The organism is Enterococcus sp. S53 (assembly GCF_016516865.1).
Classification (GTDB): domain Bacteria; phylum Bacillota; class Bacilli; order Lactobacillales; family Enterococcaceae; genus Enterococcus_D; species Enterococcus_D innesii.
Genome location: NZ_JACVUH010000013.1, coordinates 59,590 through 85,877, shown reverse-complemented (window position 1 = coordinate 85,877; position 26,288 = coordinate 59,590). Strand labels below are relative to the sequence as shown.

Genomic DNA, 26,288 nt, shown 5'->3' with positions numbered 1-26,288 from the left:
TTTCAGTGAAATAGCCTTTCCAGTGAAAACCATCCCTTGGAAACGCAAAAAAATGCTGCTCCATTCAATGAATGAACCAGCAAATGATCGATGATAAATGGTGACATCCTAAAACAGATCAGCGAATCGTGGCAAATGCTGTTGACCACAACAACAATTCATCTAGCATGTCATTGACACCTGCAGCCATGTGCGCACCTGGTTTGAAGGTACTGAAATTTTCAAAATCAGTGAAGAGATTGAAGGCTGGGTTGGTCCGCACGGTGGCAACTTTTTGTTCAGCTAAAACGTTGCGCAATTGTTCAGCGGCCCGAATCCCACCGCCAGAACCATAACTGACGATCCCAGCTGCTTTATCAAACCATTCTTCCCGAGCAGAATCTACGGCGTTTTTCAAGGAAGCTGCAAAACCGTGGTTGTATTCTTGCACGATGAAGATATAGCCATCTAACTCAGCGATTTTTTTGTTCCATGCCATGTTTGGCTCAGCCGTTCCCATAAACGGTAAATCAAATGCCTTTACATCCACGATCTCAAACTGATGCTCTGACCGTTGAGTAGCAATTTCTTGAATATATGCTCCGACTTGCGGACTAACGCGTCCTTCTCTTGTACTGCCTAAAATAATACCAAATTTCATGATAGGTTCCTCCTAAGATTGTTTTCGTTTGTTTTTTAACGATTGGCAAATGTGTCTGCCCAGTCCAATAATTCCGTCAACATATCGTTCATTCCTGCCGTCATATGTTCGCCAGGAGTAAAGGTGGCAAAATTTTCAAAATCAGTAAATAAGTTGAAGGCTGGATTAGTGCGCACCGTGGCTACTTTTTGTTCCGCCAAAATCAAGCGAACTTGCTCAACGGCCCGAATCCCTCCTGCTGAACCATAGCTGACGATTGCTGCTGCTTTGTTGAACCATTCCTCGCGGGCGCTGTCCAACGCATTTTTCAAGGAAGCCGAGACCCCATGATTGTATTCTTGCACGATGAAGATGTAGCCATCTAATTCAGCGATTTTTTCGTTCCACGCTTGGTTCGCTTCGCCTGTACCCATAAAGGGCAAGTCGTAGTCTTTGATATCAATGATTTCAAACGAGCGGTCGCTATGTGCTCGTGCTGTTTGTAACACGTAATTGGCTACTTGCGGACTCACGCGGCCTTCTCTCGTGCTGCCAACGATGATTCCGATTTTTTGCGCTTTTTTCTTTTCCGGAGTGCGATACACCTCTTTAATTACTTCTTTTTCAATTATTTGTTCTTTTTTCCCAAATCCAAAGACCATTCTTTTGTACTCCTTTTATTGTGTTTTCTTTAACGATGGACTCAGCATATCAAACTTACTTTTAGTAAGTCAATCCTTTTGCTTACTTTTTGTTAGAAAAAAATCCCAGCTACTTCCTCTTGACATTCGTTCGGCACCGAACTATAATCAACTCATCGATATCATTAGGTACCGAACAATAATTCAAAAGGAGTGTTCTCAATGAGTACAATGACCGATCACTTAATGAAACAGCTTCGTTTTATCAGCGAAGCCAGCAATGCTTTTATGAGTCAAAATAACCAACGCCTTTCTGGACAGCAACGCGTCCTAGCCGTTTTAAATTTAGAAGATGGCTTGGTGCAAAATTACCTCGCAGAAGTTTTAGATTTACGGCCAAGTTCCTTGGCAGAACTATTGAAGAAAATGGAAAGCAGTGGGGATATCCAACGCAAAGAAGATGCAGCCGACAAAAGGATCAAACGAATCTTTCTGACAGAGACTGGACGAAAAAAAGCAGAAAAATTACTGGCACAAAAAGAAGCCGCCAGCAGTCAAACGTTTTTTGCTGGGTTAACAGAGGAAGAACAAACCGAATTTGCTCGTCTGCTTGAAAACATCGCCGCTGGGTGGGAAGCTGACTTTCAGCAACAGACGCAACGCTTTATTGACCCGATGGATCGTCTACAAGCTATGCAGGAGATCCGGGAACAGATGATGAAGCAATGGGGTGGAAATTGGCAGGAAATGACGAATGACGATCGCCGAAAAATGAAGCAACAAATGAAAGATACTTGGCAAGATATGGGCGCTGACGAGCGGCGTCAAATGAAAAAGCAGATCAAAGAAGCCATGCGGCAAATGCCATTTCCTGGACACCGCGGCATGTTTGGCAATCGGTCATTTGGGCCATTTGGGCCATTTGATAGTAGCGAGGCGAATGATCCACGGGACACATGGGGAAAAGGCAACTTTTTTGATGCCTACGGGTTTGGACAAGACCGCAAAGCAAGACCTGATTCCGCTTCTAAAGACGAAGCAGCCGAAGATGATTGGCAGGATTTCTAATAGCACCTAATGAAAAAGAAAAAGCTGCAGGACATCTTGCTTGTAGCGGAGGAAAACGAATGGAAACAACGACACCAACAGTGAACAAAAACAAATTTAAAATGAAAGACTTTATCCACCTGATCGTCAGTGTCAATCCCAAGAAAGGCTTGTTTCTTTTAGGGATGCTCTTTAGCCTGATCACGAGTGCCGCCAGTTTGGTCGTGCCGCAGCTGACGAAAACGCTAGTCGATGCCAGCGGCACCCCCACGTTCAGCACCTCCATGCTGGTCGTTTTGATCCTAGCCTTTGTGCTGCAATTAGGCGTAGGCACTTTAGGCGGCTTTCTCTTGCGCTATGTGGGAGAAAGTGCCGTGAAAACATTACGAGAACGTCTTTGGAAACATCTGCTGCATTTGCCAGTCAGCTATTTTGATGACCATAAGTCGGGGGAAAGCAGTTCGCGACTCGTTAATGATACTTCCGTGATCAAAGAACTAGTCACCTCGCAATTTCCCAGCTTTGTCACTGGCTTGATCCAATTGGTTGGTTCGATGATCATCTTGTTTTTGATGGATTGGAAGATGGCGGCGATCATGTTCAGTGCGGTGCCTTTGATCACCTTGATCATGTGGCCGATCGGCAAGATCATGTCGAAACTAGGACGCCAACTACAAGCAGCGACTGCCGATTTCAATGCGGATGCCAGCGAAAAACTCTCAGAGATCCGTTTGATCAAAGCCAGCAACGGAGAAGCTAGTGAACAAGAAAACGGTCGGCGCAACATTGGGGCAATCTTTACCCTCGGGGTCAAGGATGCGAAAGTTAGTGCGATTTTGCAGCCAATCATGACGACGGCAATGCTGGGCTTACTCGTAGGAATCCTCGGTTATGGCGCGATCCGTGTCCAAGCCGGCACCTTGACGAGTGGCGCATTGATTGCTTTTCTACTGTATCTCTTTAATATTATTGCGCCTGTGACGACGTTTGCGATGTTCTTTTCACAAGTCCAAAAAGCGATGGGTGCTACGGAACGGATCCAAGAAATTTTGGATACGCCGCTGGAGCCGATCCAGGCAGCACCCAAAGCCGCTATCGACGGCGCAGTCCTACGGGCAGAACAGATCGATTTCAGTTACGATCCCAAACGGCCGATTTTGCAAAACATTTCTTTTGAAGCCAAACCCAACACCGTGATTGCTTTTGCGGGACCAAGCGGCGGCGGAAAATCCACGATCTTCGCTTTACTGGAACGCTTTTATGAACCCACCAGCGGGCGCTTGCTGATTGGTGAACAGCCGATAGCTGACATTGATCTGCAGGACTGGCGGGCACAGATCGGCTATGTTTCCCAAGACAGTGCGGTCTTTGCCGGTACGATTCGGGAAAACTTGCAATACGGATTAAGCCGAACACTGTCAGAGGAGGAATTGTGGCAAGGACTGGCATTGGCTTATGCCGATCAGTTCGTCCAAGAGTTCCCCGAAAAACTAGAAACACAAATCGGCGAACGCGGCGTCAAACTATCTGGCGGGCAAAAACAACGGATCGCCATCGCACGAGCATTCTTGCGAGACCCCAAGCTGCTGATGCTCGATGAAGCGACCGCCAGCCTAGATTCTCAGTCGGAAGAAAAGGTCCAGCGGGCGTTGGATCATCTAATGGAAGGGCGCACGACATTAGTGATCGCCCATCGCTTGTCGACCATCGTGGATGCCGATCAAATCTACTTTATAGAAAAAGGTACCATTACCGGTCAAGGTACCCATGCAGAATTGATCAACAATCACCCGCTTTATGCTGCCTACGTGAATGAACAAATGATCAATTAAAGAATAAAAACTAGAAAAAAAACTGCTTATTGATGGATAAGCAGTTTTTTTCTATTAGCCAACGGCTGAATGTTGCTTCTCTTCACGCGCCACAGGCACTTGATTTACTCGCTGCAATTCTTTCAGCACCTGATTTTCTGCCCGCAAAAAATCCCGTTCGCTTTGGGCAGTAGCAAGCTTTCCTTGATAGACCAAGACTTCTTCTTGGTAGGTTTTGGCGGTCTTTTGGACTTCTTCTTCTAACTGATCGATTTTATGGGTCAATTCTTGATTGATCTGTTCATATTTTAGGTAAAGCTTTTGGGCATTTTCGATATTCGTTTGTTCCAAATTCGCTTTGCTGGATACTCGGGTAGCCAAATAAGTAAGTACACCAGTAATGAGTGACGGCAAGACAACTGTTACGATCGATGTATCCATGATCCTCCCCCATTCTTTTTGATACGATTCATATCATCTGTTCCCAGTATAAAAGATACGATTCGTATCGTCAACTGATGTGATATTTTTTATATCAAATAATACAAAAATAGATACAAATTATATCCAACGTGCTATACTACAAAAAAGGAGGCGATCACTCATGCTTGGCGAACGGCTAAGAACACTCAGACTACGAACCAACCAAACCCAACAGCAGATCGCAGATCAGCTAGGGATCACCCGCGCAGCGTATTCGCATTTCGAAAATGATCGTAACGAACCCGATGGCGAGACCATCGTCAAACTCGCGGAGATTTTTCAAGTATCCACCGATTTTTTATTAGGCAGACAAGTCCCGGCAGGCTTTACGCCGCCCTCTGCAAAAGTTCAAACCGTTGCGGCCCATATTGATGATGACGTCACCGATGAGCAGATGGAAGATATCCTCAGCTACATTGAATTTATAAAACAGCGGCACGCCCAAAAGGAATGATGGAAATGGATAAAGTAGAAGAACTGATGGCCGCCTACCCAGACTTGCACTTTATTTTCGATAAAAATATGCCTGATGGTCAGCAAGGATTGTACATCGATCACCATATTTACTTGAACCCTGACCAATCACAAGAAGACCTCTTGAGCACCATCGGTGAAGAAATCGGTCATTATCTGACCAGTGCTGGCGACATTACCGCCCAAGACACCAACGAAAAGCGCAAACAAGAACGCAAAGCCCGCGACATTGGTTCTGCGATCGTGGTCACGCCCTATGATATCATCGCTTGTTTTGAAGAAGGCTGCAAAACATTGGCGGCATGCGCTGATTTTTTAGGGGTTCCCCCACAAACCTTCAAAGATGCGGTCACGTATTATGCTCGCCGCTTTGACGGTATCAAAACCGAAGAAAACTATACCTTGTTTTTCCATATCGACGGCACGATTGAAGTTGTCAAAACCTTTGGCAATCAAGGTTAAGCCTTTTTTACACAAAAACAGACGTTCCTTTTCTGCTGCTAAAGGCAGAGTTGACGGAACGTCTGTTTTTTATCCTTGCATGTTGACCCGCATCAATACACGGTTCGGTCGATAGTTTTCTGAGGATTGATGAACCAGCGCACCTTCCTCGAAACGATACAAATTGTATCCATAGCGTTCTTCAAAACGGACCATTCCATCGCCTTCATCTTCCCCGACAAACGACATACTTGCCACAGTATAGTAAGGGATCCCTGCGATCGTTCCCGTAAACGCATGATGGGTATGTCCACTGAGAATACAAGAGATTTGATACTGCTGCAATAATGCTACCAAACGATCGGCACCGGCCCATGCCGGCGTGCTTGCTTGATAAGGCAACAAATGATGGTGCGTCACAAAGGCGATCTTTTTCTCTTTGAGCTGAGCCAGCGTGGCTTGCAGCCATTCAAACTGTCGCTCATCTACGATACCGTCGGCATAGCCATAACAGGAGTTATCGAAAGTCACGATCGCCAATGTCTCCGTTTCATAGACTTGATTAAAAGGCGTATCACTGGCGGTTTCTACTGACTTACCTTGCCAGCCTTGGCGAAAATGCCGTTTGATATCGTGATTACCTAGCGTTACCACGAACGGCACTGAGCCAAAGGCTTTTTCTAAATATCGCTTCAAAGAGGCATAATCGGCAGGCGCGCCATCTTCGGTCAAATCGCCACTGATCACCACCAAATCGATCGCCCCTCGCGCCTTGGCATCCTGGATACACTCTTCCAGAGGAATCAAGGGATTTTGCATGGCTGCCAGCATTCCTTGATACCCTTCTTCACAAGGCAGGTAACTTTCTCGAAAATGGATATCTGATATATGCAATACATTCATAGGTTTATCTCAATTTCTTTCTGATGATTCCAGTCAACTGGTCTAATAAGAAGACGGTCACAACGACGCCCAACAAAATAATACTTACCTTGCTCCAGGTTCTGGTTTGAATAGCAAAAATCAATGGTGCACCGATCCCGCCAGCACCGACTAACCCTAATGTTGCCGCACTGCGGACCGCAATTTCAAAATGATTCAATGCAAAGGAACTATAGATGGGTGCTAAGTAAGGGACCCGCACGAAAAACATCGTCTGCCAAAAGTTGGCACCAACTGCTTGCATCTCTTCCGTCAAGCGCTCATCCATGGCTTCCATTTCTTCGGTAAACAACTTGCCCAGCATACCGATCTGGTGGACACCGATCGCCATAACCCCAGCAAAAGGTCCCGGACCTACCACACGGACAAAAATAATCGCATAAACTAGCTCTGGAAATGCCCGCAAGATATTGCAGATCATTTTGCCGACCTTCGCGACCCACGGCGCAGAATCCCATAGGTTGGCGGCACTCAGCAAAGTCACCGGTATCGCACAGACTGTTGCGATCATCGTTCCTAGACAAGCGATGCCGATCGTCAGTAACAATAAGCTCCACAGATCCTCCCCGCTACCGTCGTAAAAGAAAGACCAGTCTGGCTGACTCAACCCTTGCAGGACATCTCTTCCCATCGCTAAGGAAAAAGTACTCAATCCGGAATAATCCAGCGTCGCTGCGGATAATACCAGTAAGATAGCAAAGAGTCCCCATAATAGCCAAGTCGTTTTCTTCACTTCTCTGATCATCATAGGAATGACCTCCTTACCCGCTCACTGAGAAAATCAACGATCGCTACCGTTAGCAAAATCGTCAAGATAATGATTGAGACCCGTTCATAATTCAATAATGCCAATGAGGCGTTCAGGATGACCCCGATCCCGCCGGCACCAACATATCCTAACACCGTCGAAGCTCGAACATTGACTTCAAAGGCATAAAAAGTATAGCTGGCAAACTGGCTGATGACTTGAGGTATGATCGCCCAAACAGTCACTTGAAATTTATTTGCCCCTACCGCCGCTGCTGCTTCGATTGGCGCAAAATCAATGGTTTCGATCGCTTGGAACATCAGCTGTGAAACCATACCAAAGGTAAAGACCGCGATGGTCAAAACACCAGTGGCTTCACCGATCCCAAAAATCGCTACGAACAATGCCGCCAACAATAGGTTGGGAATCGTCCGCACCAGCCCTAAGAGAAAACGCATCGGCACAGAGACCCAACGGCTTTCTGTCACGACTGTTGTCGCCAACAGACTCACCGGTATTGCTGCGACTACTCCTAAAACGGTGCCTAAAAAGGACATCTGCAATGTCTTGATCAAGGGCATCATCAGTTGCGGTAAATAACTAAAATCCGGATGCAAAAAGCGAGCCATGAAAGCCGTCATCTGGCTGCGATTCGACCACACTTGGGCAAAATCAGCCCCCGTGATCCAGGCACTGCTTTGAAAAAAGAGCAGCAATAAAAGAACCAGCAGCAGGTGCTTGTACCAATTAAAATGAACTGTTTCTTTCAGTTTCATCGATTTCTCCTGCCTTTTCTTCAAAAATTGCTTTGCCATAGATTTGTTCTAAACGCTGATCTGTCAAAGCGGCTGCGTTGCCGTCAAAAACGATCGCACCTGCTTTTAAGGCAATGATCCTTGTCGCATACTGACGAGCCAAGGGAATCGAATGCAGATTGATGACAATCGTTTTGCCCATTTCTTGATTGATCTTCTTCAGATCCTCCATCACTTTCTCTGTCGTGATGGGATCTAGTGATGCCACGGGTTCATCAGCTAAAATCACCGGCGCTTGTTGAACCAAGGCACGGGCGATGGATACTCGCTGCTGTTGACCACCACTCAACTGGTCGCTTCTCGTTTGCAGTTTGTCTGACAAGCCGACAGTCGCTAGCGCTTCTTTCGTTCTTTCGTAGTCTTCTTTCGTAAACAACCCTAAAATACTTTTCCAGGTCCCGTAATACCCCAAACGACCAGATAGCACATTCTTTTGGACAGTACTACGTTTGACCAAATTGAAGCTTTGCGAGATCAATCCGATTTGTCGACGAATCAAGCGCAATTCTTTTTTATTGGCTTTCGTAACTGATTTGCCGTCTACCCGAATATCTCCTTCAGTGATTGGCACTAAGCGATTGATCGAGCGTAAAAAGGTACTCTTACCAGCACCACTCAAACCAATGATGGCCACAAATTCTCCTTGTTCAATCGTTACATCTATGTTCTGTAATCCTTTGACCCCATTTGGGTAGACTTTGGATACATTCTCAAAAGTTATCATCTGTTTTCTCCATTATGTAGGGACCGCGGCAAAGTTTCCCCAATCGGTCACGGTCTATCTCACTAAAAAATGCACTAATATTGCGTATTCCACCTATTCCCCTAGTAAATCGCTGCACATCTCCGTGTCCCGTTATCCTTCTACCGCAATCCCTGATTTTTTACTCTGCTGCTCGTTGTGTATAATCGCGAATGGTATCGTAAGCAGAATCTGCTGCTTCTTCATACCCTTGGTGTCCCCACAAGCTCATTGCTTCGGCACCCTCTTCATCATCTGCCATGTTCAAGAACACTTCTTTAATCTGCTCTTTTAGTTCAGCATCCATCGTCGGTTGAACGGCAATGGCGTCATTCGGGATGTCCCCTTCGGTTAAGTAAAGAACTTTTAGATCTTCGAATAAATCGTTGTCTGGGAAGCTTGACGCAAAGACATTCCGTGCCCCTTGAAACACAAAGGCGGCATCCATCTGACCATTCAAGACTGCAGTGATCTCACTTGGAATATCGTTCACCGTCGTTAATGTAGCATCCGTCGTTGGATCAACTCCTGCATCTTTCAACTCGGCAACTGGGTAAATATAGCCGCTGGCAGAGTTCGGACTCAATGTAGCGATTTTTTTCCCTTTTAAGTCCGTCAATTCTGTCATATCGCTATCCGCACGAACCAAGATCTCCCCTTTGAAGGTATTGGTTTTTTCCCCTTCTAATGGCAAGCCGGTCTCTGGATCATAGGCACCTAATTGAGAAGTCAAAATCGCTTCGGCTGCATCCATGTCTTTGGCCTGAACATAAGCGGCTGGCGGCATGATTCCTAAATCAACTTGTCCAGAAGCCATGGCTTCAACGATCGTCGAATAATCCGTTGCTAACGTTACTTCTACTTCACGGTCTAATTTTTTTGATAAATACTCAGCAAACGGTTTTGCTTTGGCTTGCATCGAGCCGTCATTATTGGTCGGTACAAATTGTACCACCAGCTTTTCTTTTTCGGCTGCGGCACTGCTGTCGCTGCTGCTGCTCCCATTCCCACAGCCGGTCAATGCTGCAACTAACGCAATTCCTAACATTCCTTTAACAATTCGTTTCAATGGCATTTTTTCTCCTCCTAATGGTTTGAAGCTTTCTTACATTCAAATCATACCAAGTATCCCTTCAAAATGAAGTGACACATGTCCTATTTTACCTTATTTTTACATACAATTTACATTAGATTTTATTTATCGTTCGTGTTGAGTCAAAAGGGGAACTAAGCTATACTTAAAGAAAACCATTCAGGAGTGGCTGATTTCCATGAAAAAAATCGATGATACCGCACGCCTCAGTAATTACATTGACACATACGATCTGCAATCTTATATGGACAATGATTTGTTAGCGATGGCCACTTTGCATTCCTTTGAAAAAGAAGAGCACCTGATTCGAACGGGCACGCCTTCTGAATACTTGTATTTTCTCGTAGAAGGAACCGTCATGGTCTATTCCTTCTCTTCGGATACCCAAACGATTTGTATTGATTACGCCAAGCCAGCTGCACCTTTGGGAGAAGCTTCCTCTTTGTGGGAACTCTTGCCAAAAAGCAGTGTCAAAGCCGCTTCTGCTTGCGTCTGTGTCTGCATCCCTTTGAATCGCTACCGCAGCACCTTGCAACAAGACGTCCGCTTTTTGCAAACCATCTGTCAGTTGCTCAGTTCCCGCTTGAATTCGGGGATCAACTTAGCGAATTCATTGACGGAACCTGTAGAGACACGGTTGGCCAAATTTATTCTTGCCCATCAAGAAAACCAACACTTTTCCTTTCAGTTGACCACCTGTGCCGCAATCTTGAATGTCAGCTATCGCCACCTGCTACGAACCTTTACCAGCTTTCGTGAAGACAAGCTGATCGAAAAACAAAAACAGGGCTATGCAATTCTCGATTTCCCCGCTTTAGAGTCACTTGCCGAAAATTTAAGCCATGTGTAAGGAGCAGCCCATAAGAATGTTCGGATTTTCCCTGAGTTGGCATTCCTGATGTTGGCCTTGCCCTTAACTAGCGCTGTGACAAGCATTTGCTACCATGTCAGGCAAGCGAGAAGGGCAACTGCGCCTTATTTTCTTACAAAAAACCCGATCCTTGCTGATATTCAGTCGAGGATCGGGTTTCTTTTGCTTATTTTACGATGGCTAAGAAGTCTTCTCCTTGCAAGACATCGGTTTGATTCATATCCATCACATCTAAATATTGCGGGGTATTCGTCACAACGATTGGTGTGATTGTGGATAAGCCGGCTGCTTTGATCGTATCTAGATCAAACTTCACCAACAAATCACCGCGTTTGACTTGATCGTCTTGTTTAATAAAGACCTCAAAGCCTTTGCCATCTAGTTCCACGGTATCCATACCAATATGCATCAAGACTTCTGCTCCATCCGTGGTGGTCAAACCAACAGCATGGCCGGTAGGAAAGAGCGTCGTGATGGTGCCATCTGCCGGCGCATACAAAGCCCCGATGGTCGGTTCGATGGCGATGCCTTTTCCTAATGCACCAGAAGAAAAGACTTGGTCTTTGACTTCTGCTAAGGGAACCACTTTGCCTTCTAACGGACTGCTGAGGATCACACGTTCTTTAGACGAACTATCTGTGGGTGTAACTGGCTCTTTTGCCGGTGCTGCACTGGCATCGGTTGCTGGCTGATCTTCAAAACGTAAGAAGAAGGTCAAGACAAACGCTGCGCCAAAAGCGATAGCCGTGCCGATGGAAGCTGCGATCAGACCACTTAGATCTTTCGTATCTTGTGGGATAAAGGACGGCAGACTTAGTAAGCTGACTAACCCAAAGGTATAGTTTTCGACTTGGCTGAAGCCGATGAAGGCTCCCCCGATGGCACCACTGATACACGCGGCGATAAATGGTTTTTTCAAAGGCAAGGTTACCCCATACACCGTCGGTTCTGTGATCCCAAAAATTGAGGTGATCGTTGAAGAAAGGGCCAACCCTTTCAGTTTCACATTTTTTGTCATAAAGAATACTGCTAGCGCTGCACCCCCTTGAGAAAGGACAGCTGGCAACAGCATCGGCACCATCGTATCGACACCGGTTTGACTGAGATTCAACATCATGATCGGTACAAAGCCCCAGTGCATGCCAAACATCACAAAGACTTGCCATAAACCACCCATGACAGCCCCGGCGATCAGTGGGCTAAAGTGGTAAATGCTGTCGTAAGCACTACCTAACAAGTTTCCTAAAATCGTTCCTAGTGGACCGACGACAATAAAGGTCAATGGCGCCATGATCAAGAAGACCGCTAAAGGCACACAGATGATCTGTAAGAAGCTAGGAATGACTTTTTTAAAGAAACGCTCCACATAGCTTTGTAAAAAGACCGCTAAAATAATCGGAATGACGGAAGACGTATAAGCACTCGCACCAATAATGACCGGTAAGCCTAGGAAACTCAACGTTTGTCCAGCCAAAGCGGTAATGTTTGGATGAACCAATGCCATCGCTAAGGAAACCGCTAGAAATTCATTGGTACGAAACTTCTTCGCTGCAGTAAAAGCCAACATCACTGGTAAATAGGTAAATAACCCATCGGCAATCGCATACAATACAGTGTAGACACCAGAATCAGCTGCCAGCCAATTCAAGGTGACTGCCAGCGTCAAGAATCCTTTTAAGACCCCGGCACCTGCCATTGCGCCTAAAAACGGCGTGAAGATCGACGAAATAATATCCACCAGTTGATTCAACAGGTTGCCTTTGTCGCCTTTGCTGTCTGCTTCGCCATCGAAGTTCGCTACTCCATTCAATTCACGATAAACATCGCTGACATGACTGCCGATCACCACTTGGTATTGTCCGCCGCTTTGAACGACTTGGATCACGTCGTCGTCTTGATTCAAGCGTGCCGTATCCGCTTTGTTCTCATCTTTTAATTTGAAACGCAAGCGGGTCGCACAATGCACCACGCTGTTGACATTTTCTTTTCCACCCACCGCATCGAGGACGCGAACGGCAATTTCTTTATTTGAACTCATTTTTTCAACACTCCTTTTTTAATAAAAAAACCCAGATTGAAAAAACGACCGTCCAACGAGTCTTTTCCTCGCTGACTGTTGTCTTTTCAATCTGGGTATTGCCTGCCTGACAGTAACAATCCGTTAATGATTGAATGTTAATTGGTTTGATCATTGACGACACGTTCGATATGGATCGTTAAGTAGATCATTTCTGATTCACCGATCGATTTGTCGTAGGTTTTGATCAAATATTCGTTGATCCGTTGGACCGTTTGAAACGCTTTAGGGTACTTCGATTGCACAAGGGCAAATAAAAATTCATCTTTTTCCCCCGAAAGTTCATCGCTTAAATAGCGCTGCGCAAAATACTGCAAATGCGTGGTGATCCGTTGATAATTCAAGGAATCGGGGTTAAAGACTCGTCCATAAAAGCGACTGATGATCGCCAGTACGTCACGTACGATCTCTACCGCTTGCATCGTGGTTTCCATCGTACCATTGGCTTGTTCGCTATTGACGATATGAAAGGCGATAAAGCCAATTTCCGATTCCGGCAATGAAATCCCGAAGACTTTTTCAAAATAAGCAACGGCATCTGCTGCAACCGCATACTCTTTCGGATAAAATTTGCGGGTCTCAAACAACAATGGATTCGGCAGCTCAATGCCTTCACGTGCCCGAACCAGCGCATAATGGATATGATCGGTCAGTGTCAAATAAATATTTGGCGACAGCTCGATCCCCAAGGATGCTTCCGCATCATCCACCACTTGCTTGACGACTTCGACTTCTTCCACAGGAATGTCTGAAAACAATTGCTGAAACTGATTTGCGGTAAAGGTATCCTTTAACACAAATTCTTTTTCGACAAAGGCTTCATCCACTGGATCGCCGACCTTCTTCTTAAACGCAATGCCACGACCCATATAGATCACTTCCTGACCGGCATCATTGGTCGAGATGACGACATTATTATTTAATATTTTCCCAATAACCATCGTTTTCCCTCACTCCAAAATAAAAAAACCTAGAATCTCCCCATTAGCGCGCTACGGTCAATTCTGGTTTTGCCTGCCGAACAGTAACAATCCTTGTAACTGAAAGAATAATAACACACCCCTGTGGCAGATGCAACCCTTTTCAATCAGAATTTCTGCAACGTGCTTTTCCTTTGTTATACCATTGAACAATTCTCCTTGCAACATCCTTCACTATCTAAATTGAGTTGTTTTTTAATCAAAAAAGGAACGGCCCAGTTGCAGCCATTCCTGATCTATCAGAGTTGCTTTCTTTGCTGTCCCATGCGCCGCTCTTTCATCGCCGTGCCTAACGTACCATAGGTGAAGACCGCGATCCCCAGCCAAATAAACGCAAAGGCGGAAAATTGGGCCAGTGAATAGGTTTCGTGAAACAAAAAGATGGCCAACAAAAGCATGATCGTCGGATTGACGTATTGAATAAACCCAAGCGTAATGTAAGAAACATTTTTCGCGGCTTCCGCAAACAGCAACAGCGGAATAGCCGTCACGATCCCGGCACCCATCAATAAGAGATTGGTTTGCAAGGGATAATTCATAAAGCCGACGGTTGAAAACCCTAAAATATACACGAGCGCAAAGGGGAAAATCACCATCGTCTCGATCGTTAACCCAGTAACCGAACTAATAGGGATTCTTTTTTTGATCAAGCCATACGTACTAAAGGAAAAGGCCATGATCAGTGAGGCATAGGGAATCGTTCCTGTTTGGATCGATAATAAGATTACCCCGATACTTGCCAGCAGACACGCCAGCATGCCAGTACGACTAAGACTTTCCTTCAAAAAAACGGTTGCTAACAAGACATTGACTAGCGGATTGATGTAATAGCCTAAGCTGGCTTGCATCACGTGGCCCGCACTCACCGCGAAGATAAAAGTGAACCAGTTGATGGAGATCAGCACAGACGCTAAAACGATCAGTCCAGCAAATGCTTTGTTCTTCCACAGCAGACGCGCTTCTTGTAAAAATTGTGTTTTCTTCCCAGAAAGCACGATAAACAACACCATAAAAACAAAGGACCACACGATTCGGTAGCACATCGTGGCTAACGGGGAAACCCCAACGATTATTTTCCAATATAGTGTGACCAAGCCCCACAAGACATAGGCAGACAACCCAAAATAAACGCCTTTATTCTTCATTTTCTCCCTGATTTTTTTCCATGAAAGCAAGTCTTTCCTGAAAAAAAATACTCCTCCTAAACCATAAGTTATCTTATTATATCGAATTTTTTGGTTTTTCATAGAGTTTCATGAAATAAATCAAGAAAAGCACCCTTCAAAGAAAGGTGCCCCTCTTTATTCCAGTGGTTCTTCTGCCCCTTCTAGCCACACGGCTTCTGGCTTCTGATCACGAATCAAAAATAGCCCCGTTGCAAACAGCAGACCAGAAGCGATCGTCATCAATAAGAAAGAAACATTCATCCCATGAAGCAGTGCACTCGTCCCCGTTAAGGTCGTGCTTTTTTGCGCCACACTATTCATGATCCCGACAAATAATGCTGTCCCGATGGCGCCTGCCACCGTTCGCAAAGAAGTCAATAACGCTGTTCCATGCGCCGTCAGCTGCGGCGGAATATTTTTATTTCCCCACGTCACAAAGGGCATCAACAAACAGCCGGTGGCGGCACAGCGCAGCATGTTCAAAACCACTGCTACCCAAATACCCGTGTGCATATGGATGAAATACATGCCGATGTTGCTCAAGACCAGTGAGCCGCCGCCAAAAAGCGTCAACAGACGGATGCCGACTTTGTCATAGATTCGCCCAGCCACGGGACTTAAAAAAGCCGAGACCAGAGAACCTGGCAAAACGACTAACCCTGAGATCGTCGCTGATTTGCCTAAAATCGACTGCACGTAAAGCGGCATCAGCATCGCCGAACCCATCAAGACCAAGTAAAGCATGATACTGCCAAAGACACTGATGGCATATTCTTTTGTTTTCAAGACCCGCAGATCCAAAAATGGGGTTTCCGCTCTTAACTGACGGAAGACAAAGAAGACCCCTGCTACCAAACCGATCCCTAAGGTTCCTAAAACCGGCAAGCTGAAAAAGCCATAGCTGCCGATATTGCCAAAGCCTAAAGTGATCCCACCAAAAGCGAAGGCACTCAAAACAAAAGAGGTCTGATCAAATTTGCTGTTGCTTACTGGCAACACATCATCAAAAACCTTTATGGCCCAAATCAATGAGATCAAAACAATCACGGCAACGATATAAAAAATTGCATGCCAGTTCAACCGGTCCACGATCAGCCCAGCAAGAGTCGGTGCGATCACGGGTGCCGCGGTAATTGAGAGTCCATACCAGCCCATCACCACACCGATGCGATTGATCGGATAGATCGATAAGAGGATCACTTGCGCCATTGCGGTCAAGATTCCATTGCCTACGGCCTGCAAAATACGCGCAAGCATCATGACTAGAAAATTGGGCGCTGCAGCACAAAGCAGCAAGCCCACCAACGCAATTCCTAAGGCAGCTAGATAGAGCTTTTTGGTTGGTACATGATTCATAAGATATGCCGTCAAGGGCATAACGATCGCCATCGCCAAGGAATAACCGCTTGTCAGCCATTGTCCCGTAGTGACGGAAATCTGCAGGTCAGTGACGATGGCGGGTAAAGCCGTCGTCAAGGCGGTCGCCAACATGGATACGGCAATACATGTAATCATTAAATTAATAAAAATCAGCGTCCGCTGACGTTCCGTTCGTTGGACTGTTTCACTCAATCAACGTCCGCCTCCTTCTCAAGATAAAACTGTTCGATTTTTGCTAAGGCTTGACCAAAGGCTTGTTTTTCTTCTGCCGTCAAATAGGTCAGCATTTCTTGGTGCGCCTTGCTACGTTTTTCTTTCATTCGCTGTGCCTCTTCCTTGCCTGCTTCTGTCAGCGAAATCAAATGGCTGCGTTTATCTTTCGGATCGACTTCTTTTTGGATCAGCCCTTTTTCAGCCAGTTTCTTTAGTAGTTCGCCAGTAGATGTCGAACGAATCGCTAAATACGCGGCGAGATCTTTTTGGGTCAACGTCCCTTTTTCGTCCAATACCAGTAGGCAATTGAACTGTCCCCGACCTGGCATAAAGCGCCCATATTTTTGTTCCGCATACCGCCGATTTAATTTATACACTTCAAACAATCGTTCCACGATTTCTTGTTCGGAAACCATCGACCTTCAGCTCCTTTCGCCTCTTCACTATTTAGATAGGTACCTAGTTAAAAGTCCGCTCTCCATTTTACATAGGTACCTATCTATTGTCAAGGAAGGATTGACAATAGAGCGGGGACAGCAACCAAGAACAAAAAAAGCATTGAAACTTACGCTTCAATACTTTCCTCGTGGTTCTTTTTCTCCGCAAACTCTGCCAGCAGTTGCCGAACTTCATCCGTTGATTTGGTATTCATCAATTTTGCCCGCAAATCACTGGCTCCTGGGAAGCCTTTGACATAGATTTTAAAGAAACGATGCAGTCCTGCGATCGAGCGTGGCACCAATTTGGCGTAATGGTCCTGCAAGTCTAATTGCAGCTGTAGCAAGCCTAATAGCTCTTCTGAGGTATGCTCTTTTGGTTCTTTTTCAAAGGCATAGGGATTCTTGAAAATACCACGACCGATCATGATTCCGTCTACGCCATATTTTTCTGCTAGCTCTAAACCTTTGGTACGATCAGGGATATCGCCGTTGATCGTCAGCTTCGTTTGTGGGGCGAATCTATCCCGCAAGGCCACCACTTCAGGAATCAATTCCCAATGGGCATCGACCTTGCTCATTTCTTTGCGGGTTCGCAAATGGATCGAAAGGTTAGCAATATCTTGTTGCAGGACATGGGTCAACCAGGCTTCCATCTCCCCTAGTTCGGTATATCCCAGACGGGTCTTGACGCTGACCGGCAGACCGCCAGCTTTGGCTGCTTGGATCAGCTCAGCCGCAACGTCCGGTCGCAAGATCAAGCCGCTGCCTTTGCCTCGTCCGGCAACGTTTGGCACTGGGCAGCCCATATTTAAGTCGATCCCTTTAAAGCCCATCTCGGCTAATCCGATACTCATCTCACGGAAATACTCTGGCTTATCGCCCCAAATGTGTGCCACCATCGGTTGCTCATCTTCGGTGAAGACTAAGCGTCCCCGCACACTGTCGCGTCCTTCTGGATGACAGTAACTATCGGAGTTGGTAAATTCCGTAAAGAAAACATCTGGTGCGCCTGCAGCTTGAACGACATGCCGAAAAACGACATCGGTGACATCTTCCATTGGTGCTAGGATAAAAAAAGGCTTCGGCAATTCAGCCCAAAAATTTGTTGTCATGATTTACGCTCCATTTCTTTGTCCAAGGATCTTCTTTTATGACCCCACTTGCAAAACAAACCCCATTATACTAAGAATGCGTCAAAGAAGCAAAAGAGCAAGACGACACCCGCCGGTGCTTCGCCTTGCTCTTTTGCAACAGACGCTTAATACTGCCGAATAACTGGCGGTTCGTAGGCTTGAATAAAGGCTTCAAGTTCATTCGTTGTTTGCGCAAAACCGATTTTTTCGCGATCGGCCTGCGTCAAGAACTCGTTTTCCACCATATTGTCATACAAGGCTCTCGTTGCGTGGTAAAAGTTGTTCACATCATAAAAAGCACAAGGATTCGGGTTTTGACCGATTCTTGACCACGAGATCATCTCCGTGATTTCTTCCAGCGTACCCGGACCACCTGGCAGCGCGACAAACGCCTGCGACAATTCGAACATTTTTCGTTTTCTTTCTGACATTGTCTCGACGACATGGAGTTCGGTCAATCCAGGATGTGCTAGTTCCCGATCCTTTAAAAAGGTTGGAATCACCCCGATCACCTGACCGCCATTTTCTAAGACAGCATCTGCCAGCACGCCCATCAAGCCGGCTTTTCCGCCGCCATAAACTAGCGTATTTTTTCTTGAAGCGATCCACTGCCCCAATTCTTGGGCGGCTGTTGCAAAACTAGGTTCATTACCGACACTGGCACCACAATAGACTGCAATTTTCATAAAACTCTTCATCATCCTTCTCAATCATTTTGAAATAGTATATCATGATTCTGATAAAGGTTCTGGGAAAGGATGAGAAAAAATTTATGAACATTGAGGAATATCAACGATTTATCAGTGACTTCTACAAAGCCCGCAACTGGTATCAGTACGATCCGTTTATTCGGGCGAATTTTTTAGCAGAGGAAGTCGGGGAAGTGAGCCGTGCCATTCGGACATTGGAGATCGGTCGTGATCGTCCCGACGAACAAGAAGGATTGCCAGAAGAAAAACTGGCAAACCTGACGGAAGAATTGGGCGATGTACTGGATAACTTATTTATTCTCGCCGATAAATACGATATTTCTCTCGAGACGATCATGCAAAAACACAAAGAGAAGCTGTTGTCTCGCTATCAAATGGACCACGTGACAGAAAAAAACAGCTAACGGGCTACTTGTTGCGGAACGGGCAGCGGCAAAGGGTGCTTTTCTTCTATTATATAAAAAGTTGGTTCTCCTTTTTATGCAACAGGAGGTGTTTATTGTGCCATTTGCTCTACCAGTTCTTCCAATCCAGTCAAGGCTTGGTAGCCGTAGCCAAAGAGATAATTGTAGTCCATGCTGTAGACTTGTTTGTTTTTGATGGCTTTCATGCTGGAGAGTTTGTCATTTTTGTACAAGCCTTCAATGATTTCTTGACCAGAAACACTGCCTTCGATCGTTGACCAGTCGCCGACGATCAAGACATCGGGATCCGTTTCGATCAAAGTTTCGACACTGACTTCCCCTGAATAGTCTTGAAACACATTGTTCAGTTTGATCATATCAAAGTTGCTATTGAAAAAAGACTCGTCCTGAGCGGCATAGACACTGACAACACTAGGATCAGACATAAAGAGATGGGCAAAGGTTTGCTCTTCTTTGTCTGCTACTTTTTCTTCCAAGGCACTCTGGCGATCCTTTAATTCTTTTTCAAAAGCAGCGGCTGCCTCAGGGACATTGAAGAGCTTACCGAGGTTTTCAATGTCTTGATAAACGGAATCAAATGTTGCACCAGTGACAGAGGTTTCTTGGACGTAAGTCGGAATGCCCATCTCGTTCAAGGAATCAACGGTGCCGACGCCCCAATCTTGGTTATCAAAAAGTCCTCCGCGGCCAAAAATCAAATCTGGATCCACACTTAGCGCCGTTTCTTTACTGATATAGTCGCTGCCCAGGTCGTTGAGTTCTGCATAATCAGCAGCAACTTCCTCATCAGCGGCACCAAAGGTTGCACCGACACCCGCAATCTGATCCTTGAGGCCGAGATGCAGCAGCAATTCCGCTGCTGGTCGTGTGTTGGCTACGACTTTTTTCGGTGCCTCATTAAAGGTTTGGTCCTTGGCGGTCCATTGCGTACCGCCTTCTGCTTTGGTGTAGTTGCTGATGGTTAAGGGATACGTACTTTCTGCCTGTGAGGAAGAAGCCGAAGTTCCTTCATCCTTCGTATTGCCGCAAGCGCTTAATGTAAAAACTGCCAATCCTACCCCAATCATTTTTCCCCATTTATTCATCTGTTTGCTCCTTTTCAAAATAATAATGAAACCCTAATCCGCCTGTGATCGGATGATGGTAAATACTGCATTTCACGCCATAGATTTCTTCGATCAGGTCTTCTGTCAGCAGCGTTTCTGGTTCGCCATAACCTATAACCCGCCCATCTTTTAAGGCATAGATAATGTCGCAATAGTTGGCTGCTTGTTCCAAATTGTGCAGCGCCGCCAACAAGCCAATCTTCAGATGTTTGACGGTCTCTAAGATTTCCAGCTGGTAACGGATATCCAAATGATTGGTCGGCTCATCGAGAATCATAAATTTCGGTTCTTGGGTAATGGCACGAGCAAGGACGACCCGCTGTTTTTCGCCTCCTGATAATGAGAGGTAGCTGCGTTTTCTGTAGGCACTTAGCCCGGTTTTGGCTAAGGCTTCGGTGACCAGCTCATGGTCTGCTTTGGTGTCTTGTTCCAACAACCCCTTGTGGGGCGTGCGGCCTAAAAGCACCATCTGTTCTACTGTTAAATCAAAGCTCAACTCATTGAATTGACTGACGACGCTGACTTGCTGGGCGACTTTTTTTTCGGAACTTTTCAAAATATTCATCTCACCCAAATAAATGTCGCCGCTATCAGGTTTCAACGTTTTGTAGATAGCTTTTAACAATGTAGATTTGCCGCTGCCGTTGGACCCAATCAAGCCGACAAATTGCCCTTGTGCGGTTTGGACGGAGATGTCTTTTAGTATCTGCTGATCCCCGATCGTTAGATTGAGCTTTTCAACTGCTAATTTCATTCCGTCACCCCCCAAAGTTGTATTGCCGTTTGACAATGATATAGATAAAGATCGGTGCACCAATCAGCGCTGTAATGATCCCGATCGGCAGTTCGACTCCTTGCAGGGTCGAGCGGGCGATCACATCCGCCCAAATCAAAAACAACGCGCCTGTCAAAGCGGTCAATGGCATCAACAGGCGATGATCCGACCCGCTGACTCCACGTACGATATGAGGAATGATCAAGCCGACAAAGCCGATCATACCAGAATTCGCAACGATGATACTGGTTAATAGCGCTGCTAGCAGCATATAAAAACGACGATAGAAGGTCAGCTTGACCCCTAAGGTGGAGGCAACTTCATCCCCCAGCAAAAGCGTATTCAAAACACGGTATTGCGTCAGGAAGAAGAGCGTGATCAAAGAAACCAGAACCACGATAAAGCCCAATTTGTTCCAAGAAGCCGAGGTTAGGCTGCCCATCGACCAAAACGCTACGGTCTTCATCCCTTCTGCATTGCTAGCCAGATAGATGATCAAGTTTGAAACAGAGCTGCATAAGGCACTGACGATCGTCCCCGACAGCACAAGTTTTGTGGAAGTCATTTTCCCACCGATACTGGCAAGCAGCAGCACCAAAATAGTCGCAATCCCCGCTCCTGCAAAGGCGCCAAACGATAAGCCCAGCTGCAAGACTAGCGCCGAGCCGCCAAACCCGACTAAGATGGCGAAGGTCGCCCCTAAGGATGCGCCAGAAGAGATTCCTAAGATATAGGGATCTGCCAGCGGATTTTGGACCACCGCCTGCATCACTGCCCCGCTGATCGCTAACCCCATCCCCACAAAAATAGAAAGCAAGACCCGCGGTGCCCGAACAAACCAGACGATATTGATGTTTGCGTCTGAAATGCCTGAAAGATCACCAACCAACCCATGGCTGATTTTATAGAAGAGAATTTGGTAAACTTCGCCAAGGGTGATATTGGCTTGGCCGTTTGCCAAAGCAACTCCTACAGATAAGAGAATGGCGACAACTAAAACACAGCAAATGATTGTCGAAACCATCCAACGATTTGATTTAATCAACCCTACCGACATGTGATTCTCCTTTATTCAGCACGATCCTCTCCTGATTTCACAGCAAAAACAACCTTGACTGTTGCCTCGCCGCCATCATAAAAGAAGCATCTGTGCGTTTTTTCGCTTATAACAGTTCTTCTCATGAAAAGCGCCAAAGCCATGTGCTGCTTTGACATCTATTTGCAAATGAGAATCACTCTCAATGAATAGAGTCATTATAAGGAACCTTTTGTGAAATGTAAATAATTTTCTGAAAATTTCCTTAAATAAGAGTTATTCTAATGTTCGTGATTGATGGGCGTTTTCCTCTCCATTGACCTATCGAAAACACGGTACCCGTGAAGAAGCGAATCCTTTGGCAAAATGATCCATTTTTTTTAATGATGAAAAAAAGACAGACTTCATTTTGTACGAAGTCTGTCTCCAGTCTAATGCCTATGCTTAGGCAGGCTTTTTCTTGCTAGCTTCTCTTTGTTCGAACGTGAAACCTATGCGTTGCCAAGGATTTGCTGATTCAACGAAATCATCTCCAAAAGACCTTGAGCGGCTTCACTGCCTTTGTTGCCGGCTTTGGTTCCCGCCCGTTCAATGGCTTGTTCGATCGTTTCAGTCGTCAACACACCAAACATGATCGGAATATCGGCATTCAGACCAATTTGGGCTACGCCTTTCGCCACTTCATTTGAGATCAATTCATAGTGGGTCGTTGCTCCGCGAATCAAGGCACCTAATGTCATGATCCCATCGTATTGTTTGTGGTCAACGATTTTTTTGGTAATATACGGAATCTCATAAGCACCTGGAACCCAATATACATCGATGTTTTCTGCTTTGACTCCATGACGCACCAAATTGTCTTTGGCGCCTTCCACTAACTTGGAAGTGATAAACTCGTTGAATCGTGAGACCACGATCCCTACTTTGACTGCCTCTCCCTGAAACGTTCCTTCAAATACTGTCATCGCTCATTCTCCTTTGGTTGATTAAATAGATAGGTAATGGTGAAACTTTTCTTTCTTCGTTTTCAAGTAGATGCTGTTTTCTTTATGCGCGGGCATCTCCAGCGGTACTCGTTCTGCTACCTTGATCCCTAAGCTTTCTAATTCCTTCACTTTGTCAGGGTTGTTGGTCATCAGTTGAATCTCCTGCACTTCTAAGGAACGTAAAACATCGGCAGCAAACGTGTATTGACGAGCATCTGCTGCAAAACCCAATGCAATATTTGCTTCATACGTATCCAATCCTTGTTCCTGCAACTGGTAGGCACGGAGCTTGTTCCGCAAGCCGATACCGCGGCCTTCTTGGCGTAGATACAAAATCGCACCACGGCCTTTTGCTTCGATCTGCCGCATCGCTTCTTGCAGCTGTTCGCCACAATCACAGCGATGAGAGCCGAAGACGTCGCCTGTTAAACACTCTGAATGGATCCGTAGTAACAGCGGCTCGGTAGTATGTTGAATCTCGCCTTTGGCTAGTAAAAGGTGTTCATTGCCGAATTCATCTTCAAATAAGGTCAATTGGAACGCCCCATAAGCCGTTGGCAGATCCACCGTGATAGGTGCAGTTCCTCGTAGATATTCCGCCAACTCATCAATGGTCAAAAACGGCAGCTGCCATTTTTCTGCTAATTTTTTCAATTCTGGGACCCGAGCCATCGTGCCATCTTCATTTAAAATCTCACAAATGTAGGCTGCTTCCACGCTGCCAGCAAGCTTCGCTAAATCCACAGCCGCTTCTGTATGTCCTCTGCGTTCCAACACGCCGCCAGGTTGAGCGGTCAATGGGAAGATATGTCCAGGGCGATAAAAATCCGCAGCCTGTGACGCAGGATCAGCCAACTTTTCAATCGTCACTGCCCGGTCTTTCGCAGAAATTCCCGTACTCGTCATCACGTGATCGACACTGATGGTAAACGCGGTACCAAAGGCATCCGTATTATTGGCGGTCATCTCAGGCAATGCCAGCTTTTCAGCGATCGCTTGTGAGATGGGTGCACAGATCAAGCCGCGGCCATAAGTCGCCATAAAATTGACGGCTTCTGGCGTTGCGTATTCAGCGATCCCAATCAAATCTCCTTCTGATTCCCGATTTTCATCATCGGCGACAATCACTAAGCCGCCTTTTTTTATCCATTCCACTGCTTGTTCTACTTTATGCATCGTCTGCCTTCTTTCATTTTCGTTGGTATTTGACATATTTCCCGATCATATCCGTCTCGATATTGACCCACTCCCCTTGTTTCAACTGCCCCAGCGTCGTCTGGTCTTTGGAATGGGGGATCAAGCTAACGGAAAAGGCCTGTGCCGTCGTCTGGGTAACCGTCAAACTGACGCCATTGATCGCAATCGACCCTTGCGGAATGATTTCCCCTTGCACACTGACAGGATAAGCAAACGTCAAGATCAAGGCATTTTCCAACTGCTTTTTCTGGATCAAACGGGTCGTTACATCAATGTGGCCAGCGACAAAGTGGCCTTCAAAACGCTGTGTCGCTGCCATCGCTCGCTCCAAATTGACTTCGGCACCCACCGAGAGTTGTTTAAATGTCGTTCGTTGAAAGGTTTCTGGCATGATATCCACCGTAAACGTCGTCGCTTGTTTGGCGATCGCCGTCAAACACGTCCCGTTGATCGCCATACTGTCTCCGATCTGGTAATCCGCCAGCAAGCCTTCCGACGCACTGCAAGTTAGCTGGATCGTGTGGCTTTGCTTGCGGATCTCTTTGATGCGGCCTTTTTCCTGAATCAATCCTGTGAACATTCCTCTGGTCTCCTTCCTCGGATGCAAACATCTTCCCCAACTGCCGTCACCGTCACCTCTGTTAGCTGCTGCAGCTGTTTCGGGGTACGCTCACTGGTAAAACTTGCGAGACTATTGCCCCCAAGAAACTTTGGCGCCACATAGGTAATGCTTTCTTGCCACAGTCCGCTGGCTAAAAAGGCATCATGGATCGCAGCGCCTCCTTCTACGTAAAGCGATTGGACCTGTCGTTCGGCAAGCTCCTTCAACAATGCAACAATCGTCAACTCTTCCAGCTGGATCACTGACACATGCGCTGGCAAGTCGCTGACAACTGTCTGCTGCGTAAAAATCCACACGGGTGCTGAATCATCGGCAAACAGTGCCAAATGGGGTTGCGACAGCGTTCGCCCCCGACGGTCTAACACGATGCGAATCGGCGGAAAGCTGGTTTCAACCGTGGTCAATAACGTGGGATCATCCGTCAACACCGTCTGACTGCCCACTAAGATTCCTTGATAGTCTCCACGTTCTTGATGGACGTTTTGCCAAACCGCTGAACCAGTGATCGCACTGCGGGTTAACGCATCATGAGCGATCCGGCCATCTAAAGTGATCGCTTGCTTCAACGCCACGTAAGGTCGCTGATGCTGATGGTAAAAATTATAGTGTGGATTCAAACGGCGCACTTCTGTTTCTTCGATGCCCACCAACACGTCGATGCCCTGTTCTTCTAAAAAGCGCTTGCCTTGTCCAGCCACGATCGGGTTAGGGTCTAACTGGCCGACGACTACCTTTTTGATGCCGCTGTCGATGATCAGCTGGGTGCAAGGCGGCTGTTTTCCTTGATGGTTGCAAGGTTCTAACGTCACGTATAAAGTCGAATTGATTAGGTCTTCGGAGGAATGGCATTGTTCGATGGCGTTTCGTTCCGCATGGGGCTGCCCATAGACTAAGTGAGCCCCTTTGGCAATGACCCGTTGCTCTTTGACGATCACAGCGCCCACTAGCGGATTGGTAAAGGTTTGGTAACGCCCTTTTTTGGCTTCTGCGATCGCCAAACGCATGTATTCGTTATGCATCTTCCTTCCTCCTTTCAATAAAAAAATGCCTCGTGAGAATCTCACGAGGCATAGACAAACAAGACCGGCAAAAAATCAATTTTAGACGCACTGCGCCCCTTGAAATTTTGTGGTTTTTCTTCTCCCATCCAGACTTTCACTGTCGGTGCCAGATTCACACTGGCTCCACCGCATAGCTATGCGGGTCACGGACTTCAAGCATTGTACTTGTCACCGTCGGTCGGGAATTACACCCTGCCCCGAAGAATACTATTCAATTCATGTGCATTTTAGCCCGACCATTTTTGTTTGTCAAT

28 protein-coding genes and 1 riboswitch are annotated in these 26,288 nt (G+C 46.3%); of the genes, 6 read left to right on the top strand and 22 right to left on the bottom strand.

Annotated elements, in window-relative coordinates; genetic code table 11:
• Positions 1–118 precede the first annotated feature (118 nt).
• Positions 119–640 (bottom strand): NADPH-dependent FMN reductase, encoded by a 522-nt coding sequence (locus tag IAE45_RS14570; protein WP_077452405.1) that lies wholly within the window; start codon positions 638–640, stop codon positions 119–121.
• Between the two features lie 35 nt (positions 641–675).
• A complete protein-coding gene (locus IAE45_RS14565; protein WP_081119243.1) occupies positions 676–1,281 on the bottom strand; it encodes an NADPH-dependent FMN reductase in 606 nt (201 codons plus the stop codon).
• Between the two features lie 201 nt (positions 1,282–1,482).
• Here IAE45_RS14565 and IAE45_RS14560 point away from each other — a divergent pair, with 201 nt between their 5' ends.
• Both IAE45_RS14560 and IAE45_RS14555 read left to right on the top strand, forming a co-directional pair.
• Positions 1,483–2,328 (top strand): MarR family transcriptional regulator, encoded by an 846-nt coding sequence (locus IAE45_RS14560; protein WP_081119242.1) that lies wholly within the window; start codon positions 1,483–1,485, stop codon positions 2,326–2,328.
• Positions 2,329–2,387: 59 nt separating this feature from the next.
• Positions 2,388–4,139 (top strand): ABC transporter ATP-binding protein, encoded by a 1,752-nt coding sequence (locus tag IAE45_RS14555; RefSeq protein WP_008380198.1) that lies wholly within the window; start codon positions 2,388–2,390, stop codon positions 4,137–4,139.
• A 54-nt stretch (positions 4,140–4,193) separates the two neighbouring features.
• On the opposite strand, the gene IAE45_RS14550 is transcribed toward IAE45_RS14555, so the two are convergent.
• Positions 4,194–4,559 (bottom strand): hypothetical protein, encoded by a 366-nt coding sequence (locus IAE45_RS14550; RefSeq protein ID WP_081119241.1) that lies wholly within the window; start codon positions 4,557–4,559, stop codon positions 4,194–4,196.
• Between the two features lie 163 nt (positions 4,560–4,722).
• On the opposite strand from IAE45_RS14550, the gene IAE45_RS14545 reads away from it, so the two are divergent.
• Both IAE45_RS14545 and IAE45_RS14540 read left to right on the top strand, forming a co-directional pair.
• Complete coding sequence (locus IAE45_RS14545; protein ID WP_005230670.1) at positions 4,723–5,055, top strand: helix-turn-helix domain-containing protein; 333 nt, start codon at positions 4,723–4,725, stop codon at positions 5,053–5,055.
• A gap of 5 nt (positions 5,056–5,060) precedes the next feature.
• Entirely contained in the window at positions 5,061–5,537 is a 477-nt protein-coding gene (locus IAE45_RS14540; protein WP_034858679.1) for an ImmA/IrrE family metallo-endopeptidase, read from the top strand.
• A gap of 69 nt (positions 5,538–5,606) precedes the next feature.
• Here the strand turns inward: IAE45_RS14540 and IAE45_RS14535 are convergent, their stop codons facing one another.
• The 5 genes from IAE45_RS14535 to IAE45_RS14515 all read right to left on the bottom strand — a co-directional run bounded on the left by IAE45_RS14535 (position 5,607) and on the right by IAE45_RS14515 (position 9,838).
• Positions 5,607–6,419, bottom strand: a complete 813-nt coding sequence (locus IAE45_RS14535) for a metallophosphoesterase family protein (RefSeq protein WP_081119240.1) — start codon at positions 6,417–6,419, stop codon at positions 5,607–5,609.
• A gap of 4 nt (positions 6,420–6,423) precedes the next feature.
• Positions 6,424–7,206 (bottom strand): phosphonate ABC transporter, permease protein PhnE, encoded by a 783-nt coding sequence (gene phnE, locus IAE45_RS14530; protein ID WP_200126667.1) that lies wholly within the window; start codon positions 7,204–7,206, stop codon positions 6,424–6,426.
• The gene (gene phnE / locus IAE45_RS14525; RefSeq protein ID WP_010748971.1) at positions 7,203–7,982 is read right to left on the bottom strand and encodes a phosphonate ABC transporter, permease protein PhnE; all 780 of its coding nucleotides are present in this window, start codon (positions 7,980–7,982) and stop codon (positions 7,203–7,205) included. The genes phnE (IAE45_RS14530) and phnE (IAE45_RS14525) overlap by 4 nt, the downstream gene beginning before the upstream one ends.
• Positions 7,954–8,745: a phosphonate ABC transporter ATP-binding protein gene (gene phnC, locus IAE45_RS14520; RefSeq protein WP_005230661.1), complete on the bottom strand. Its 792-nt coding sequence runs from the start codon at positions 8,743–8,745 to the stop codon at positions 7,954–7,956. Before phnC ends, phnE (IAE45_RS14525) begins: the two co-directional genes overlap by 29 nt.
• Before the next feature lie 160 nt (positions 8,746–8,905).
• A complete protein-coding gene (locus IAE45_RS14515) occupies positions 8,906–9,838 on the bottom strand; it encodes a phosphate/phosphite/phosphonate ABC transporter substrate-binding protein (protein ID WP_016620312.1) in 933 nt (310 codons plus the stop codon).
• A gap of 196 nt (positions 9,839–10,034) precedes the next feature.
• Between IAE45_RS14515 and IAE45_RS14510 the strand changes: the two genes are divergently transcribed.
• Positions 10,035–10,706, top strand: a complete 672-nt coding sequence (locus IAE45_RS14510) for a cyclic nucleotide-binding domain-containing protein (RefSeq protein WP_005233292.1) — start codon at positions 10,035–10,037, stop codon at positions 10,704–10,706.
• A 187-nt stretch (positions 10,707–10,893) separates the two neighbouring features.
• Here IAE45_RS14510 and IAE45_RS14505 read toward each other — a convergent pair whose 3' ends face one another.
• The 7 genes from IAE45_RS14505 to IAE45_RS14475 form a co-directional block, all read right to left on the bottom strand.
• The gene (locus IAE45_RS14505) at positions 10,894–12,765 is read right to left on the bottom strand and encodes a beta-glucoside-specific PTS transporter subunit IIABC (RefSeq protein ID WP_081119239.1); all 1,872 of its coding nucleotides are present in this window, start codon (positions 12,763–12,765) and stop codon (positions 10,894–10,896) included.
• Between the two features lie 137 nt (positions 12,766–12,902).
• Positions 12,903–13,745: a BglG family transcription antiterminator LicT gene (gene licT / locus IAE45_RS14500; RefSeq protein ID WP_081119238.1), complete on the bottom strand. Its 843-nt coding sequence runs from the start codon at positions 13,743–13,745 to the stop codon at positions 12,903–12,905.
• Positions 13,746–14,023: 278 nt separating this feature from the next.
• On the bottom strand, positions 14,024–14,929 hold the full coding sequence (gene rarD, locus IAE45_RS14495) for an EamA family transporter RarD (protein ID WP_081119271.1): 906 nt from the start codon (positions 14,927–14,929) through the stop codon (positions 14,024–14,026).
• Positions 14,930–15,085: 156 nt separating this feature from the next.
• Positions 15,086–16,522: an MDR family MFS transporter gene (locus tag IAE45_RS14490; protein WP_233619076.1), complete on the bottom strand. Its 1,437-nt coding sequence runs from the start codon at positions 16,520–16,522 to the stop codon at positions 15,086–15,088.
• Complete coding sequence (locus tag IAE45_RS14485; protein ID WP_005230651.1) at positions 16,519–16,959, bottom strand: MarR family winged helix-turn-helix transcriptional regulator; 441 nt, start codon at positions 16,957–16,959, stop codon at positions 16,519–16,521. The genes IAE45_RS14490 and IAE45_RS14485 overlap by 4 nt, the downstream gene beginning before the upstream one ends.
• A 149-nt stretch (positions 16,960–17,108) precedes the next feature.
• A complete protein-coding gene (locus IAE45_RS14480) occupies positions 17,109–18,095 on the bottom strand; it encodes a tRNA dihydrouridine synthase (protein ID WP_200126669.1) in 987 nt (328 codons plus the stop codon).
• Between the two features lie 146 nt (positions 18,096–18,241).
• Positions 18,242–18,802 (bottom strand): TIGR00730 family Rossman fold protein, encoded by a 561-nt coding sequence (locus tag IAE45_RS14475; RefSeq protein ID WP_200126671.1) that lies wholly within the window; start codon positions 18,800–18,802, stop codon positions 18,242–18,244.
• An 86-nt stretch (positions 18,803–18,888) separates the two neighbouring features.
• On the opposite strand from IAE45_RS14475, the gene IAE45_RS14470 reads away from it, so the two are divergent.
• On the top strand, positions 18,889–19,230 hold the full coding sequence (locus tag IAE45_RS14470) for a MazG nucleotide pyrophosphohydrolase domain-containing protein (protein ID WP_015510530.1): 342 nt from the start codon (positions 18,889–18,891) through the stop codon (positions 19,228–19,230).
• A gap of 92 nt (positions 19,231–19,322) precedes the next feature.
• Here IAE45_RS14470 and IAE45_RS14465 read toward each other — a convergent pair whose 3' ends face one another.
• From IAE45_RS14465 to ribD, 7 genes are all read right to left on the bottom strand, one after another.
• On the bottom strand, positions 19,323–20,336 hold the full coding sequence (locus IAE45_RS14465) for an ABC transporter substrate-binding protein (RefSeq protein ID WP_005233274.1): 1,014 nt from the start codon (positions 20,334–20,336) through the stop codon (positions 19,323–19,325).
• Positions 20,329–21,111 carry an ABC transporter ATP-binding protein gene (locus IAE45_RS14460; protein ID WP_200126673.1) on the bottom strand — a complete coding sequence of 261 codons (783 nt, stop codon included), beginning with the start codon at positions 21,109–21,111 and terminating at the stop codon, positions 20,329–20,331. Before IAE45_RS14460 ends, IAE45_RS14465 begins: the two co-directional genes overlap by 8 nt.
• 4 nt (positions 21,112–21,115) lie before the next feature.
• On the bottom strand, positions 21,116–22,189 hold the full coding sequence (locus IAE45_RS14455; RefSeq protein ID WP_200126675.1) for a FecCD family ABC transporter permease: 1,074 nt from the start codon (positions 22,187–22,189) through the stop codon (positions 21,116–21,118).
• Between the two features lie 470 nt (positions 22,190–22,659).
• Positions 22,660–23,133, bottom strand: coding sequence for a 6,7-dimethyl-8-ribityllumazine synthase (gene ribH, locus IAE45_RS14450; protein WP_200126677.1), 474 nt, complete (start codon positions 23,131–23,133; stop codon positions 22,660–22,662).
• A 21-nt stretch (positions 23,134–23,154) separates the two neighbouring features.
• On the bottom strand, positions 23,155–24,330 hold the full coding sequence (ribB, locus tag IAE45_RS14445; protein WP_200126679.1) for a 3,4-dihydroxy-2-butanone-4-phosphate synthase: 1,176 nt from the start codon (positions 24,328–24,330) through the stop codon (positions 23,155–23,157).
• A gap of 13 nt (positions 24,331–24,343) precedes the next feature.
• Positions 24,344–24,931, bottom strand: coding sequence for a riboflavin synthase (locus IAE45_RS14440; protein ID WP_200126681.1), 588 nt, complete (start codon positions 24,929–24,931; stop codon positions 24,344–24,346).
• On the bottom strand, positions 24,916–25,992 hold the full coding sequence (gene ribD, locus IAE45_RS14435; protein WP_200126683.1) for a bifunctional diaminohydroxyphosphoribosylaminopyrimidine deaminase/5-amino-6-(5-phosphoribosylamino)uracil reductase RibD: 1,077 nt from the start codon (positions 25,990–25,992) through the stop codon (positions 24,916–24,918). The genes IAE45_RS14440 and ribD overlap by 16 nt, the downstream gene beginning before the upstream one ends.
• A 112-nt stretch (positions 25,993–26,104) precedes the next feature.
• Positions 26,105–26,243: riboswitch (FMN riboswitch) on the bottom strand.
• Between the last annotated feature and the right edge of the window lie 45 nt (positions 26,244–26,288).

Bases quoted from the DNA above. Each gene is read 5' to 3' on its own strand.
- phnE (WP_200126667.1), bottom strand. From the start codon at position 7,206: ATGATGATCAGAGAAGTGAAGAAAACGACTTGGCTATTATGGGGACTC.
- IAE45_RS14480 (WP_200126669.1), bottom strand. From the start codon at position 18,095: ATGACAACAAATTTTTGGGCTGAATTGCCGAAGCCTTTTTTTATCCTA.
- IAE45_RS14460 (WP_200126673.1), bottom strand. From the start codon at position 21,111: ATGAAATTAGCAGTTGAAAAGCTCAATCTAACGATCGGGGATCAGCAG.
- IAE45_RS14455 (WP_200126675.1), bottom strand. From the start codon at position 22,189: ATGTCGGTAGGGTTGATTAAATCAAATCGTTGGATGGTTTCGACAATC.
- IAE45_RS14510 (WP_005233292.1), top strand. From the start codon at position 10,035: ATGAAAAAAATCGATGATACCGCACGCCTCAGTAATTACATTGACACA.
- ribH (WP_200126677.1), bottom strand. From the start codon at position 23,133: ATGACAGTATTTGAAGGAACGTTTCAGGGAGAGGCAGTCAAAGTAGGG.
- rarD (WP_081119271.1), bottom strand. From the start codon at position 14,929: ATGAAGAATAAAGGCGTTTATTTTGGGTTGTCTGCCTATGTCTTGTGG.
- IAE45_RS14570 (WP_077452405.1), bottom strand. From the start codon at position 640: ATGAAATTTGGTATTATTTTAGGCAGTACAAGAGAAGGACGCGTTAGT.
- ribD (WP_200126683.1), bottom strand. From the start codon at position 25,992: ATGCATAACGAATACATGCGTTTGGCGATCGCAGAAGCCAAAAAAGGG.
- IAE45_RS14565 (WP_081119243.1), bottom strand. From the start codon at position 1,281: ATGGTCTTTGGATTTGGGAAAAAAGAACAAATAATTGAAAAAGAAGTA.
- IAE45_RS14535 (WP_081119240.1), bottom strand. From the start codon at position 6,419: ATGAATGTATTGCATATATCAGATATCCATTTTCGAGAAAGTTACCTG.
- IAE45_RS14485 (WP_005230651.1), bottom strand. From the start codon at position 16,959: ATGGTTTCCGAACAAGAAATCGTGGAACGATTGTTTGAAGTGTATAAA.
- IAE45_RS14470 (WP_015510530.1), top strand. From the start codon at position 18,889: ATGAACATTGAGGAATATCAACGATTTATCAGTGACTTCTACAAAGCC.
- IAE45_RS14555 (WP_008380198.1), top strand. From the start codon at position 2,388: ATGGAAACAACGACACCAACAGTGAACAAAAACAAATTTAAAATGAAA.
- IAE45_RS14540 (WP_034858679.1), top strand. From the start codon at position 5,061: ATGGATAAAGTAGAAGAACTGATGGCCGCCTACCCAGACTTGCACTTT.
- IAE45_RS14440 (WP_200126681.1), bottom strand. From the start codon at position 24,931: ATGTTCACAGGATTGATTCAGGAAAAAGGCCGCATCAAAGAGATCCGC.
- IAE45_RS14515 (WP_016620312.1), bottom strand. From the start codon at position 9,838: ATGCCATTGAAACGAATTGTTAAAGGAATGTTAGGAATTGCGTTAGTT.
- IAE45_RS14545 (WP_005230670.1), top strand. From the start codon at position 4,723: ATGCTTGGCGAACGGCTAAGAACACTCAGACTACGAACCAACCAAACC.
- IAE45_RS14465 (WP_005233274.1), bottom strand. From the start codon at position 20,336: ATGAATAAATGGGGAAAAATGATTGGGGTAGGATTGGCAGTTTTTACA.
- IAE45_RS14505 (WP_081119239.1), bottom strand. From the start codon at position 12,765: ATGAGTTCAAATAAAGAAATTGCCGTTCGCGTCCTCGATGCGGTGGGT.
- IAE45_RS14560 (WP_081119242.1), top strand. From the start codon at position 1,483: ATGAGTACAATGACCGATCACTTAATGAAACAGCTTCGTTTTATCAGC.
- licT (WP_081119238.1), bottom strand. From the start codon at position 13,745: ATGGTTATTGGGAAAATATTAAATAATAATGTCGTCATCTCGACCAAT.
- ribB (WP_200126679.1), bottom strand. From the start codon at position 24,330: ATGCATAAAGTAGAACAAGCAGTGGAATGGATAAAAAAAGGCGGCTTA.
- IAE45_RS14550 (WP_081119241.1), bottom strand. From the start codon at position 4,559: ATGGATACATCGATCGTAACAGTTGTCTTGCCGTCACTCATTACTGGT.
- phnC (WP_005230661.1), bottom strand. From the start codon at position 8,745: ATGATAACTTTTGAGAATGTATCCAAAGTCTACCCAAATGGGGTCAAA.
- phnE (WP_010748971.1), bottom strand. From the start codon at position 7,982: ATGAAACTGAAAGAAACAGTTCATTTTAATTGGTACAAGCACCTGCTG.
- IAE45_RS14475 (WP_200126671.1), bottom strand. From the start codon at position 18,802: ATGAAAATTGCAGTCTATTGTGGTGCCAGTGTCGGTAATGAACCTAGT.